We start from the raw sequence: 12,993 nt of genomic DNA on the forward strand, positions 1-12,993 counted from the left end.
CGACGAACCCGACCCCTCGACCGGCAGCACGAGCCGTACCGGTACCGCCCAGCTCACCCGAGCCGCCGCTCCCGCCCGCTCCCGCACCGGCACCGCCGCCAAGGTCGTCATCGCGGGTCTGCTCGTCGGGTTCCTCACCGGCTTCCTCGGCGTCGGCGGCGGCTTCGTCATCGTCCCCGCCCTGGTCATCGTCCTCGACCTGCCGATGCCGGTCGCCGTCGGCACTTCCCTGCTGATCATCGCGATCAACTCCGCCGCGTCGCTGGCCGCCCGCACCGGCCACGCCCACTTCGACTGGACGATCATCATCCCGTTCACCCTCGCCGCGATGGCCGCCAGCCTCGCCGGCAAGAAGATCGCCGACCGGCTCCCACAAACTGTCACCACCCGGGCGTTCGCCGTGCTGATCCTCGCCGTCGCCGCCTACACCGCCGGACACACCCTGCTCACCTGACAAGCCCGGACATCCGAACGAAGGAGAAACTCTGTGACCACCTCGGCCCCGGACCGCCTCGACGTCACCGCCCTGTTCCAGCGGCTCACCGGCGGCGGGCAGGTGAGCATCGTCGACGTGCGGACCCCGGCCGAGTACGAGACCACCCACATCGACGGCGCCGTGAACGTGCCACTGACCGTCATCGAAAGTCACGCCCCACAGGTCGCCGCCCGCCTCGACGGCGATGTCGTGCTGATGTGCCAGTCCGGCACCCGCGCCGAGCAAGCCCGCCGCCGCCTCACCGCAGCCGGCGCCGGCGGCCTGCGGGTCCTCGATGGCGGTGTCGAGCAGTACGCCGTCACCGGCGGCGACATCGTTCGCGGCAGGGCCCGCTGGTCGCTGGAACGTCAGGTACGCCTGGTCGCCGGCGGCCTCGTCCTGGCCGGGCTGGCCGCCGGCCTACGCGCCCCCAAGGCCCGCTGGCTCGCCGCGGGTATCGGCGCCGGACTGACCTTCTCCGCCCTGAGCGACACCTGCACCATGGGCCGCATCCTGTCCGCCCTGCCCTACAACCGCGGCCCCCGCGATCACACCCCGGCCGAGATCATCGACCGGCTGCCCGCCATCACGGCCTGACCCGCCGGCATGCATGCCGCACCTCACTCCGGCGCCGGCTCCCGGCCGCAGATAATCGCGTGGAGTCTCGTCGCCGCGCAGCTGCTGCTCATCGCGGCGGTCGCTGTCGCGCCGGCCCGACCGGGCTGGCCCGTACCATGGCCGGTGCGGCTGGCCGGCGCAGCCGTCACGGTTGCCGGGGCGGTGCTCGCCGCAGCCGCCGCGGCCGGACTCGGCCGCGGCCTGACCGCCTCACCGCTACCCAACGACGCTGCCCGCCTGCGCACCACCGGGCTCTACCGCCGGGTACGCCACCCCGTCTACAGCGGACTGCTCCTGGCCGCCGCCGGGTGGATCATCGCCTCCGGCAGCCTGCCTCGGGCCATCGCCGCCGTGGCTCTGGCCGCGCTGCTCGCCGCGAAGTCCCGCTGGGAGGAAACCCAGCTCACCCGCCGTTTCCCCGACTACCCGGCGTACGCGGCCCGGACCCCGCGCTTCATGCCGCGCCCCTGGCCGCGTCGCTCACGCCAGGGCCAGCACCCGCAGCAGTAGCCGCGCCGCGTCGCCGCCGGCGTCCACCGCCACCTCGACCGCCTGGGGCACGTCGAGGTCGTCGAGCAGGGCCGCAACGACAACACCGATGGCGGCCTCACCGGTGCCACCCGGGCGGCCGGCCGCCGCGTACAGCTGCTCGAGCCGGGCCGCCGCCGTGTCGAGATCACCGGGACGATACTGCCACACCGACCGCCACGGCCGGTCCAGCAGCAGCATCCGCACCGCCGCCGGGGAATGATCACGCAACAGATCGGCGACCAGGGTCAGGTTGCCGGTCGACTTGGCCATCTTGGTGCCGTCCTGATGCACCGCCCCCACGTGCAACCGCGCCCGCGCGAACGGTGCCACCGACGTGACCGCCTCGACCATCGCCGCCTGATACGCGTGGTGGGGGAACACCAGATCCTCCCCACCGGCCAGCACGTCCACACTCGGCCCGAACACCGACAGCGCCATCGCCGCGCACTCCGCGTGCCAGCCCGGGCGGCCCGGCCCCCACGGGCTCGGCCACGCCGGCTGGCCCTCACCCGACGGCCGCCACACCGCCACGTCGAACGGGTCGTCACGACGCGGATCCTGCGGATCGTCGCCGTACTCCGAGCTCCGCGCGAGCGCCTCCGCACGCGACAACCCGCACGCCGCGGCAACCTGCGCCCCACGGAAGTACACGAACCCGTCCCGCAGATACGCCCGCCCGCCGGCCAGCAGGGCCCCGGCGAGCTGCTGCACTGCGCTGATGTGATGCCGCGCCCGCGGCTCGTGCGCCGGACGCCGCACCCGCAACGCGGTCATGTCCTTGTCGAACAGGTACTCCTGCTGCAACGCGAACTGGTCGAAGTCACTGCCGCGCAGACCCGCGGCCCGGGTCAGCACATCATCGACATCAGTGACGTTGCGGCAACCGAGCGTCTCCACCCCGGCCAGCCGCCACACCGACGCCAGCAGATCCGACCACACGAACGTCGCCGCGTGCCCCAGATGCGTCACGTCATACGGGGTGATCCCACACGTGTACACCCGAGCCGTACCGACCACCGGCACGACCGCACCCGACAGCCGTAACGCGGCCCCGGAACCGGCCGCACCCTGCCCGGGGTGGTTCGAAAAGACCGTGCCGGCCGCGTGCGAAGAGGTCATGACCCCATGATGCGCCCGCACGCGCCGACCTGCCCCGCAGGCCGCACCCAACGCCCCCACGGCTTCGGCACCACCAACCCGTGGACAACGGCGGCCACGCCCGGCGGTAACGTGCCAAGCGAGCATGCCTGGCCAGTGGCCGGGCCTACCGTGACCTCGACCCGGCGCCGAGGCCGACTGCGGCGAGCACCGGCATGCCGGCGGGAGACACCATGATCTTGACCTATCTGCCCAGTCCCTCCCGGGGAGTCTGGCACCTGGGCCCCCTACCCGTACGCGCGTACGCGTTCTGCATCCTGGCCGGCATCATCGTGGCGGTCCTGATCACCCGCCGCCGGTGGGTCGCCCGCGGCGGCCGCGCCGAAGACGTCCTCGACGTGACCGTCTGGGCGGTCCCGTTCGGCATCATCGGCGGCCGGCTCTACCACGTCATCACCGACCCAGAGCTGTACTTCACCGCCGGCCACCACCCCATCCAGGCGCTGTACATCTGGGACGGCGGCCTCGGCATCTGGGGCGCGGTGGCCTTCGGCGCGCTCGGCGCCTGGATCGGCTGCCGCCGCCGCGGCATCGCCCTGACCGCCTACGCCGACGCCCTCGCACCTGGCCTGGTCGTCGCCCAGGCCATCGGCCGGTGGGGTAACTACTTCAACCAGGAACTCTACGGCCGGGCCACCACCCTGCCGTGGGCGCTGCACATCGACCCTGCTCACCGACCCGCCGACACCCCGACCGTCGCCCTCTACCACCCGACGTTCCTCTACGAATGCCTGTGGGACCTCGGCGTGGCCGGCCTGGTGATCTGGGCCGAACGCCGCTTCAAGCTCGGCGGCGGCCGCGCGTTCGCCCTCTACGTCGCCGCCTACACCGTCGGCCGCGCCTGGATCGAAGCCCTACGCGTCGACCACGCCAACCACATCCTCGGCCTGCGCCTTAACGACTGGACTTCCCTGATCATCTTCCTCGCCGCCGTCCTCTACCTCTGGCGAGGCCCACGAACGGCGAACGACCCGGCCACCCGAGTGAGCACGCCGGACGAGCCCGCGCCGCACCCCTCGAATGCATCGGAAGACAAGGACGCCGTGCAGCCCCGCTGAACCCTTCGCCGACGACGGCGAGGCGATCTTGTGCGCCGCGCGGTACGACCCTCCCCTCCCTGCTGCCGGAGGCGGGGCTGAACCACTGCTTCAGCGGTCCGAAGGGGCAGAATAGATCGGGTGAGGGCGTCGATTGTGTATTTCGCGGATTGCCCGAATTGACGGGCGGCCGGACAACGGTTGCGGGTGGCGTTGGACGCTGTCGGTCAGGCCGCGGTGAATGTCGAATTCGTGGTGGTCAGCAGCGAACCGGAGGCTGCGGCGGCCGGCTTGGCCGGGTCGCCGACGTTCCTGATCGACGGGGTCGACCTGCTCGGAAACGAAGCGGTACCGGCGGGGTTGACCTGCCGGGTTTTCCGGACAGAGTCCGGGAGCCTCGCCGGGTTGCCCGAGGTAGCCGACCTGGCCAGGGCGTTGAGGAAGAGGGTCGTGTGATGACGCCGGCCGATGGCTCGATCCGACCCGTCGATATGGCTGCTGCGGTAACACCTTCGCCGCCGACGAGGTCGCCGAGCTCGGCATGACGCCGGGTGTGTTCGTGTGCACCGGGTGCGCGTTGTGGGCGGCACGGCGGGCGACCACCTTCGCTGTGGTGCGGCGGCTGCCGGCCGCGTCACTGAAGGCGCTGGTGCGCTGGGCCCGTCCGCACGCCCACGCGTTGAGCCTAGAACAGGCCCGGACCGCTATCCCGATCTTGCCGAGCGGCGACCTCGACCGGACCGCGGCGTTCTGGACGCGGATCGGTTTCATCGAGACCGACCGCTACCCCGGCTATCTGCTGCTCAACAGCGGTGACGCCGAGCTGCACTTCTCCCAGCCAGACGGGGCTGTCTCACCGGGCGAGTGCTTCGTTCATATCGGTGACGCCCGGCAGCTGTGGAAACGGCTGAAGGAAGAGGCGGTCGACGGCATCGGCCCGATCACGGACACCGACTACGGACTCCGCGAGTTCATCGCCGCCGATCCCGACGGCAACCGCGTCCGGTTCGGCAGCCCCACACGGTGATCACTCTTCTCGATGCCGACACCCCGCTTCAGAAACCACCGCGAGCGCACGTTCGGGGCCGTGTGACTTGCATCCGGTACCTGGCGTCAGGGTGGAAACGAAGACCGCCGACTCGGTGGTGTCGGCAGCTGATCATGCCTCACCGTCCGGCCGGGTCCCGCCGTAGTGGGACTACCAGGCGCGACGCCGTGTCCGCGTTCTGACGGCGCAGGGCGTCGTTTTCCGCGGCGAGAGCGGCGATCACGGTGGCCGCGGCGTCGAGGTGGTGCTGCAGCTCGCGACAACGCGCGCGGCTGGCCTTCAGATCGTGTCGCAGGCGGTCGAGGTCGTCGTCGCGGCGGCGGGCGGCGGTCCCGGCCGGGCTTCTGCTGACGTGGGCATCCCAGGTGGCGAGGATGTCGCTGGCGCGGTTCATGGTGGCTCGGCTGACCCCGGCCTCCCGGTAGAGGTTGTTCTTGGTCAGCCGGCCGTCGGTGTGCTGGGGTGTGCCGGCAAGCAGCCGTTGCATCGCCTCGAGCAGCTGGCGCCGGGTGGCCGGGGAAACAGCGGCGGTCATGGGGTTGCCCGGTTGAGGACGTGCTCGACCTCGCTCAGCTCGGCTTCGATGCGGCGGCGGTGGTTTGGCGCGAGCGTCCCGGTGTCCAGTAGCCGGTTCAGGGAGGACCGCTCGGCGGTCCAGATTGGCAGGTGTTCGCCGGCGATGATGCTGTTCGTGCACCGGCCGGGCTGGCAGCGGTCCAGTAGCGGACCACGGTGCCCGGGCGGCGCGATCGCGTCTTCGAGGCATTTCGCGCCGACGGGGTCGTTGTCGTTCATGGTGCAGTGGTTGAGCTTGCCGAATCGGATGTTGATCCGGGTGCGGCGCAGCAGGTCGTGTTCGACGCGGATGTCGCCGCGGCGGGCCTTGCCGGTGGCGCGGAGCTGCTCGGCTTGTGCCCGGACCGCGGCGAAGGCTTCCCGGAGCCGGGCGGCGCCGGGGCCGTATCCGACGGTCTGGCCGGCGGTGTCGGCGTCGAACAGTTCGGTGAGCCGCTCGAAGCGGCGGTCGGTGATGGCCGCGTCCAGCTGGCGGGCCCAGGACGGGTCGGTGTCCATGTAGCTGCCGGTGACCCGGTTCGCCAGCGCGCGGGTCGTGACGTGTTTGAGCTGCATCCCGACGGCGATCTCTGAGCCGGGGAACTCGCGGGTGAGCATGGCCATGGTGCGCCGGAACATGTGCGGGGTGACCTTGCCGTCCGGGATCGCCTCCAAGCCGCTGATATGCCGCCACCGGTTGACGTGGTCGATGAAGTCGGCGATGGCGGCGATGCTGGCGAACCCTTCACCGGACCAGGTGTCGGTCACCGCGGCGAAGGTGAGCTGGTCGTGGCGCGATAACCGGCCGGCCAGCTCGATTGCGCGGGCGACCGGCGGGGTGATCCACCAGTGCTTGACCGGCAGGTCGGGGTCGAGTTTCTGCCGGACGGACCGAACGGCGGGGCTGCCGTAGTAGTCGACGAGCGCGTCCTTGGTGATCGCGCGCAGTTCCGACTCGCGCATCATCGACAGCGCCGCAGTGAATATGAAACACGCGTTGCGCAGCATCACCCGCTCGATCGCGACCTGGCGAGGACCGAGGTTGTCGTGCCAAGGCCCGCGGGTGCCGTCCGGGCGGGTCACCGTGGCGAGGTCGGGCAGCAGGCCGGGATGGCAGCGGCCGGCAGTGACCAGACGCGCGACGGCGTCCCGTCGGACCTGACCGTGCGGCTTGCTGACCTGGAAGAACGACGGTCCGACCCCGACGATCCGGGTCACCACGCTGAGGTGGGCGACGCTGCCGTCACCTTCGGCGCCTTTGGCGCGGCGCATCGGCACCCTCGTCGACGGATCAGCCAGCCAGGCCTGCAGCCGCTGGTCGCCGCCGGCGTCGCTGACCGCCCGGGACCGCAGATCGTCGGCGTAGGCGCTGACCCGCAGGATGTCGTCGGCGAACACGTCGATGTAGGCCCAGCAGTTACGGATCAGCGAGAACCAGGTCTGCGGCGGGATCGCTGGCGTGCGCAGCGGCGCGACGATCGGCTGGTGCGCCACCGCATTCGGCGACATGCCAGGCCAAGGGTCGCAAGACAGGCCGCCCCCGCTCAACGCGTCCCGGAAACGGTGCAGGGCCTTGATCACGTGCACCATGTTGCAGACGGTGCCTGGCTCGCTGGCCGCCTGCCGAGAAGCGACGTAGACCTTGACGTCCTCGATGCTCCAGCCCTGCAGATCGGCGGGGAGTTGTTGCTCGACACCGAATCGGGCCAGCGGCCGTAGCTGCGCGATGCGCTGAGCGACCGTCATCGCCGACAGCGGATCGGGCCGCAGATGGACACCGGCGGCCAGCACTGCGGGGTGGCGGGGGTTGAGCCAGAGCATCGCCAGTTCCCGCGCCAGCAGATTCCAGCCTCCCTGCAGGTCATGGAACAACAGCCGGATTGCCACGGGCGGATGATGCGCTGCCTTATGCACTACCCCGTTCAGGTCCCAGCGGCCGGTATCGCCGAACCGGGGAACGATCGCGCCCGGCAGCAGCGGATGGGACTGCACGACCGGTTCGTCGTCGCGGTAGAACGCCGACCGCCCGACCGCCGCCGGGTGAGGGCTGCTCATGCGTCGAACTCCACCCTGGTAGCCGCCGGCAGGACCAGGACGATGCCGTCCTCGGCGATCTGCCGCCGCGCCTCGGCCAGCTCGGCGGCCGTGCGCGAGCTCAGCACCTCGTCCAGGTTCGTGCGGCTTTGCCCCCACAACGTGTGGAAGTGAGTGGGGGTCAGCCGCAACGCGAGCTTCTGCAAGTGCTCGGCGAACAGCAGCAGCTGCGGCAGGTTCGACGGCAACACGAACGCGTTGCGGCATTCCAGGCAGCGCAGCGGCGCCACCGGGCAGAGCTGTCCGGGCCGGCCGAACGGCGACGCGAACGGGTCCGTGCAGTCGGTGACACCCATGTTGAGCTGCCCGGACCGTAGCGCCTCCACCTCGGCCGGATCCAACCCGAGCACGGTCGCGGTCTGAGGGTCGGCCAGCGACTGGGCAGCGTTCTCGTCCAAGACTGTCGGGCCGGCCAACGCGGTGTCCAGCCAGCGGTGCTGCGCGGCGGTGATGACCTCACCGGCGATCACGCGTAGGGTGGTGCCGTGTGCGTAGTGGCCGCGGAACGTCTTTTCGGAGTGGTCGTCGGCGATGTCGCTGATCCGGCCGCGGAACGCGATCGCCTTCTCCACCTTCGTAGACTTGCGCAGCCGGCGAATGTCCGCCGGCCCGGACACCGTCACACCGTGCAGGCGCAGCCAGTCAGTGAACGCGTAACCCCTCGACCGGGTCAGCAACCTGGCCACCAGCGCCGCGCCCGGCCGCGACACCCGCAGGAACAACGGCACCGGACTGATCCCGGCCAGCCGGGCCAGCGGCCGGTTCAACTCCAGCAACTCGGCGACGATCTCCGCGGCGTCCAGCCGGGACCCCGCCGGATGCAGCGTCCCCGCCTCATCCGACTCGGCGGTGAACGTCTGCCGGCGGCGCACCTGGGCCCGGCCCTTGGTGAAGGTGATCGTCACCCCGTGCGGGCCGAACTCCAGATCGTCCTCGGTCAGCCCGGTGATCTCCTCCGGCGCCCGGCCGGTCGCCGCCATCAACAAAATTCGGTAGGCATGCAGATCCAACGCGGTCACGAACAGCTCCGCCAGCAGGAACTGCACCAAGTGCCGCTTGCTGTGCCAAACCCCGCCCGGCGCCAGTTTGTGTAGGGCGGCCGGGAACTGCGCCGCCGGCGGTAAACGGTCCGGGATCTGCTCGCAGGCGCCTGAGTCCGACCAAAGCGCCCACAACAGGTTTTCCACCGCCAGCCATCCGCCGCGTTCCGGATCCGTGCCACCGGCGGCCAGCGCCCGGCCTCGCCGGATCCGGGCCGTCGTCGCCCGGCGTGCCACCAATGCGGCTCGAATCAGCTTCTTCTTGTCGGCTCGGCTGAACTCGTCCAGCTCACTGCTCGAACCCCGCCGAACCCCGACCGCGCCGTCGACCCACCCCTGCCACCCAGCGGCCACCGACCGGCCCGGATGCTCCATGCGCCGGGCGATCAACGCCCGGACCCGGCCCGCATGCCAGCCCGGCGTCCGCGAACCCGGCCGGCGCTGCGACGGCAGCACCCGCACCCAGTCGGCGACCACCCGCTGCAAATCCGGCTCGCCGCGCGCCAACGACGCCGCGGCCGCGTCCGGCATCGTCGCGTCGACGTGCGCCAGCAACACCTTCACCGCCGTCAGGTAGGAACGAGCCGCGCCTTCGCGCAATCGGGCGGCCGCCACCAGTTCCACCCACTCGTCGGCGAACTCGGCCGCCAGCCGCCCGCATCGAAACGCTCCTGGCTCGAACGACAGCTGCACCGTCGCGGACTTCAATCCGGCCGCGCCCGTCGCCGGGACCGTCACCTGCCGGCCCCCGATCCGCTCGACGGGTGCTGCGGCCCTCTGCGGGGCCGGGAAACCCGCCCGGTGCTCACCTCTGCGGGGCATCGGCCTGCCCGTCCAACGCGTGGCGGGCGATCTCGGCGTAGGTCGCTCCGCCGGCCACGGTCCAGGCTCGGAACGCCTGCGCGACATCGCGCATCGGGTCCTTCAGATAACGGATGTATCGGTAGGTCGTCGCTGGGCTGGCGTGGCCCAGCCGGCGCTGGACCTGCAACAGCGGGTTGCCGCTCATGTGCTCCAGCAGCGTCGCCATGCTCGCCCCGCGCCGCTGAAGCTCCTGCAACGCGAGCTCGGTCAGATAGATCAGCAACCGCAACGCGAACGTGTGCCGCAGGTCATGAAACACCCAGCAGCGGCCCGGCAACAACCCTGCCTGCCCGTCACCTGCCTGAGCTCTCATCCGGTCCCAGGCCGCCCAACGCACCCGATCCCAGCCCGACGCCGTGAGCATCCGTCCACCCGTGCCCACGAACAACGCCAGCGGGTCCAAACCGTCCCCGGTCTCGAGCACCGCGAGCCGGCGAAGCCGCGGATCCATCCCCCGCACCGACCGGGTCACCACCGCACCGTCCAAGAGCCCGCGGACCTTCGCGCCGTCGGCCTCCAGCCGGGTCACGACGAACAGTTCCCGCCGCCGGCGCCGCAACACCGACTGCGCCTTAGCAACGATCTCCGGACGCTCCAGCAGCAAATACGGACCCAGTAATTCGGCCGCGTCGGCCGGGACATAGACCCTCCGCGGGCGCCCGAACTTCGCGCACGCCCCCAGCTCGAACTCCACCGCCCGCGCCTGACCGTCACCGAGCAGCCCCAGCTCGGGCAGCAACACCGTGGACCATTCCTGGATCCGCATCCCGGTCAGCAGCGCCAACTCACACGCCGCCCGGTTGCGATGCGGCCGCCAGCCCCGGAAACGCTCGTCAAGGCCCGCGCTCGCAGCCAACCCACCGAACCCGACATCCCGCAGGAACAGGTACTGCTCCAAGCCCATGTGCCGGACCCGAAGATCACGACTGACCCCCGTCGACAACGAACGCCGGCCTCGGCCCGTGGCCCGCCACGGCCGACGGGCGATCATGCCCCGCCGGACCAAGAAGTCATACAGGCTGCCGATCGCCGCAGCATCGCGATCCCACGCCGCCTCGCTGATCGTCTGCTCCGCGTCATCAAGGCGCCAACGCCGGAACTCCTGCAGATCCGTCTCGGTAGCCGACGTCAGATCCGCACCCCGCGCCAGCAGGAACCGCAGCAACATCGTCGTGGTGTACGCGTACGCCCGCATCGTCTTCACGCTGCGCCGATCCAGGCTCAACTCCCGGAACCAGGAACACAGCGGCTCCACCGGCGTCATCGATTCCGACAACACGATCGGCGTACCCACCGCAGGAGCCCACCTCGCCAACAAGCCCGACAGCTCTGCGGCGCCAAGGCCCGCTATGCCGCCAGCCCGGTGGGCCTTCGGTACATCGGAGAAGAACAGGTGCATGAGAACCCCGCGAGCGATCGACGAGCATGCCAATCACTCAACGGACGAGACGGCGAACCGATACGCATCGATCCTCAGCTGAGACACATCAGTGTCTCTGGAGAACCATCCCACTTCGGCTCGTGCACCAAGCCCGGCCCCTCAGGCACCGCTTCGACCGGGGCCGCCAACATGGGCGCGACCGGCCGTTGCAACGCCGTCGGCGCAGCGCTTGGATGTGGGCGTTGGGGGGTCATCTCCAGCCGCGCCTGCACCGGCCGCGTGTGCCGCTCATCTTGGCCTCCCCACGTCCATCGTGGGAGGCAGGCGGGCTACGCCGGGTGCAGATCCGCAAGAACGGATGAGTCAGTGAGGAGCACAGCGGCGTTGGGTTCCACCCAGGCATCCCGAGGCCCCGTACCACATTCGGCCATGATCAGGGCGTTATCCACAGGCTCCGTGCTTATCCACAGCGCGTCGCCGGCCCGTGGCGAACGACGGCGCCAGCGGCGAACCTGGATCTAGTCGGCGAGGCCACCGCTCAGCTGCTGGCCACGGCCACGGGCAGGTGGAGCAGCTTCGGCCGCAGGCCACCGACAGCTGGTCCCCGCGGCCTTGCTCGCGGGGGCCAGCCCCGTTGCCCGCGCAGCGCCATGCCCTCCAGTGCCGGGGTCTCCTACGCGGCCTCCGAGGCCTGCGCGGACGTACGGTCGGAGCATGGACGTGCTGCTGCGCGGTGGACCCGGCGACGGGCAGGCAGTGCCTGGCGGCAGGGAGATCGTTGTGTGGCAGGCCTGCCTCTACGAGACTCATCAGAGTTCGAGCACCGGAACGACCGCGACCTTCGCGTCTACCGGCACCGTGGCGACTGTTGCGAACCTTACGGTCGAGGCGCCCAGGACGGCTGCGAATAGCCCTTCGGTCACTTAAAGCCTCGCCTTCACCGCCACCCGCACGACACCTAGTCGAACATGCGTACGATCGCGGGATGGAAGAGGTGGTCCGGAGGTGGTGGAACGGCAGCTGGGGGCGCCTAGCGCGCCGCGACGTCTGGCTCGTCCGCCAGACGCGCTGGAAGGTGGTTGCCCGCTCCGGAGACAGCGAGACGGGCAAGGTGCTGCGGTGGGAGTTCGACACGCAGCGGGACGCCGGCCTGATGGTGGAGCGCCTCCTTCGCGCCGACGCCGCCGGGCAGTGGCGTGAACAACAGGTTGGGGCCACGCCCCGAGCCGTCGTCGAGGATGTGAGACCGGCGGTAGGTCGGCCTCCCCAGGGAGCCGAAAGTGGAGAGCCCGATACCGGCATGAGGCGGGGCGACTAGCCGCTATCCGTCTGCAGGGCGTCCTACACACTCGCGCCGCTGGGCACGTCCTCCCAGAAATCGCTGCCGCGCCTCTGCCACTTGCTACTTCCGCACCGATGAAGCTGGCGAAGCTCGCGCTACAGCGGCAGGATGGCGGCCCGCACCGGTTGTGCCGGATAGAGCACGATCTTTAGGCTGCCACTCGTTCGGCGCCGCCAGCGCGGGGGAGGGTGAATGTCGCTGACCGACAGCATCAGTGGGGACCTGCAGGCGATGGGCGCAGGAGTGAGCGCCGCGCAGCAGGAAGCCGCCGCGGTCAACTCCGCCGTTGAACAGGTCGCCGCACGCGCCGCCGCTGCGGGCTTCGCGGGCATCGCGGTGGGGCTGGCACGGGTGCGCGAGGTGGTTGGGCAGGTCCGGGCACGGCTGACGACGGCCGGGGGAGTCTTGGGCGAGGCGTCGCGATCAGTCGCTGCGGTGCCGCAGCAGCCCTCACCGCAGGAAACCATCAGCGTGCTCACGCCCGTCGTTGCCGCCCTCTCAACGGTTGATTCCGCAGTCGCAGCGGCGGCGGCCGGAATCGAGGAAGCACGGCGACTCGCCGCAGCGACGCTGCAAGGAGGTCAACCCGGGCCAACACTGGCCCGCCTGCAGCAACTCGGCCAAACCCTCGCGGCCGTCAAGACCCGAGGGGGCGGAGCACGGCAACACGTCGAAGCGGCACTGGCGCAAGCCCGGCAGGTCGGTGATCTGGGAAACTGACGACGGGCGGCGGCAGCAGCCGACCGCCCGCCGCACGTGACGCCACCGAGATTGTGGCGCCAGCAGCCGATCGCACCGGATCCGACCCCGCCACGACGAGCGGCGGGCAGGTGCCTGAGGGACTCGCCGA

The 12,993-nt window shown here is 70.6% G+C and carries 12 protein-coding genes and 1 pseudogene; 8 read left to right on the plus strand and 5 right to left on the minus strand.

Features of this window, described 5'->3' with window-relative positions:
• From GSF22_RS01910 to GSF22_RS01920, 3 genes are all read left to right on the plus strand, one after another.
• A partial coding sequence (locus tag GSF22_RS01910) for a sulfite exporter TauE/SafE family protein (protein WP_208810958.1) occupies positions 1–454 on the plus strand: 454 nt, incomplete at its 5' end.
• A 33-nt stretch (positions 455–487) separates the two neighbouring features.
• On the plus strand, positions 488–1,072 hold the full coding sequence (locus GSF22_RS01915) for a rhodanese-like domain-containing protein (RefSeq protein ID WP_274477754.1): 585 nt from the start codon (positions 488–490) through the stop codon (positions 1,070–1,072).
• 9 nt (positions 1,073–1,081) lie between these two features.
• On the plus strand, positions 1,082–1,603 hold the full coding sequence (locus tag GSF22_RS01920) for a methyltransferase family protein (protein WP_187691561.1): 522 nt from the start codon (positions 1,082–1,084) through the stop codon (positions 1,601–1,603).
• Here GSF22_RS01920 and GSF22_RS01925 read toward each other — a convergent pair.
• Complete coding sequence (locus GSF22_RS01925) at positions 1,574–2,869, minus strand: cysteine--1-D-myo-inosityl 2-amino-2-deoxy-alpha-D-glucopyranoside ligase (RefSeq protein ID WP_208810959.1); 1,296 nt, start codon at positions 2,867–2,869, stop codon at positions 1,574–1,576. The two genes, GSF22_RS01920 and GSF22_RS01925, sit on opposite strands and share 30 nt — an antisense overlap.
• An 86-nt stretch (positions 2,870–2,955) precedes the next feature.
• Here GSF22_RS01925 and lgt point away from each other — a divergent pair, with 86 nt between their 5' ends.
• Both lgt and GSF22_RS01935 read left to right on the plus strand, forming a co-directional pair.
• Positions 2,956–3,840, plus strand: a complete 885-nt coding sequence (gene lgt, locus GSF22_RS01930) for a prolipoprotein diacylglyceryl transferase (protein WP_187691560.1) — start codon at positions 2,956–2,958, stop codon at positions 3,838–3,840.
• A 520-nt stretch (positions 3,841–4,360) separates the two neighbouring features.
• Entirely contained in the window at positions 4,361–4,846 is a 486-nt protein-coding gene (locus tag GSF22_RS01935; protein ID WP_208810960.1) for a VOC family protein, read from the plus strand.
• Between the two features lie 139 nt (positions 4,847–4,985).
• On the opposite strand, the gene GSF22_RS01940 is transcribed toward GSF22_RS01935, so the two are convergent.
• The 4 genes from GSF22_RS01940 to GSF22_RS01955 form a co-directional block, all read right to left on the minus strand.
• Positions 4,986–5,402, minus strand: a complete 417-nt coding sequence (locus GSF22_RS01940) for a hypothetical protein (protein WP_187691558.1) — start codon at positions 5,400–5,402, stop codon at positions 4,986–4,988.
• Positions 5,399–7,477, minus strand: coding sequence for a hypothetical protein (locus GSF22_RS01945; protein ID WP_187691557.1), 2,079 nt, complete (start codon positions 7,475–7,477; stop codon positions 5,399–5,401). The genes GSF22_RS01940 and GSF22_RS01945 overlap by 4 nt, the downstream gene beginning before the upstream one ends.
• Complete coding sequence (locus GSF22_RS01950) at positions 7,474–9,294, minus strand: hypothetical protein (protein ID WP_208810961.1); 1,821 nt, start codon at positions 9,292–9,294, stop codon at positions 7,474–7,476. Before GSF22_RS01950 ends, GSF22_RS01945 begins: the two co-directional genes overlap by 4 nt.
• Positions 9,295–9,361: 67 nt before the next feature.
• On the minus strand, positions 9,362–10,714 hold the full coding sequence (locus GSF22_RS01955; protein WP_187691461.1) for a tyrosine-type recombinase/integrase: 1,353 nt from the start codon (positions 10,712–10,714) through the stop codon (positions 9,362–9,364).
• A gap of 801 nt (positions 10,715–11,515) precedes the next feature.
• Between GSF22_RS01955 and GSF22_RS34405 the strand changes: the two are divergent.
• The 3 genes and pseudogenes from GSF22_RS34405 (at position 11,516) to GSF22_RS01965 (ending at position 12,863) form a co-directional block, all read left to right on the plus strand.
• Positions 11,516–11,712: pseudogene (locus GSF22_RS34405) on the plus strand (hypothetical protein).
• A gap of 74 nt (positions 11,713–11,786) precedes the next feature.
• The gene (locus GSF22_RS01960; protein WP_244365808.1) at positions 11,787–12,119 is read left to right on the plus strand and encodes a hypothetical protein; all 333 of its coding nucleotides are present in this window, start codon (positions 11,787–11,789) and stop codon (positions 12,117–12,119) included.
• Positions 12,120–12,335: 216 nt separating this feature from the next.
• Positions 12,336–12,863 carry a DUF6244 family protein gene (locus GSF22_RS01965; RefSeq protein WP_208810962.1) on the plus strand — a complete coding sequence of 176 codons (528 nt, stop codon included), beginning with the start codon at positions 12,336–12,338 and terminating at the stop codon, positions 12,861–12,863.
• Positions 12,864–12,993 lie beyond the last annotated feature (130 nt).

The sequence above is a fragment of the Micromonospora echinofusca genome (assembly GCF_017614955.1).
Lineage (GTDB): Bacteria > Actinomycetota > Actinomycetes > Mycobacteriales > Micromonosporaceae > Micromonospora > Micromonospora echinofusca_A.

What these genes read in the sequence shown, in the direction of transcription:
- GSF22_RS01925 (WP_208810959.1), bottom strand. Translation starts at nt 2,869, where the DNA reads ATGCTCGCTTGGCACGTTACCGCCGGGCGTGGCCGCCGTTGTCCACGG.
- lgt (WP_187691560.1), top strand. Translation starts at nt 2,956, where the DNA reads ATGATCTTGACCTATCTGCCCAGTCCCTCCCGGGGAGTCTGGCACCTG.
- GSF22_RS01945 (WP_187691557.1), bottom strand. Translation starts at nt 7,477, where the DNA reads ATGAGCAGCCCTCACCCGGCGGCGGTCGGGCGGTCGGCGTTCTACCGC.
- GSF22_RS01935 (WP_208810960.1), top strand. Translation starts at nt 4,361, where the DNA reads ATGACGCCGGGTGTGTTCGTGTGCACCGGGTGCGCGTTGTGGGCGGCA.
- GSF22_RS01920 (WP_187691561.1), top strand. Translation starts at nt 1,082, where the DNA reads ATGCATGCCGCACCTCACTCCGGCGCCGGCTCCCGGCCGCAGATAATC.
- GSF22_RS01965 (WP_208810962.1), top strand. Translation starts at nt 12,336, where the DNA reads ATGTCGCTGACCGACAGCATCAGTGGGGACCTGCAGGCGATGGGCGCA.
- GSF22_RS01940 (WP_187691558.1), bottom strand. Translation starts at nt 5,402, where the DNA reads ATGACCGCCGCTGTTTCCCCGGCCACCCGGCGCCAGCTGCTCGAGGCG.
- GSF22_RS01960 (WP_244365808.1), top strand. Translation starts at nt 11,787, where the DNA reads ATGGAAGAGGTGGTCCGGAGGTGGTGGAACGGCAGCTGGGGGCGCCTA.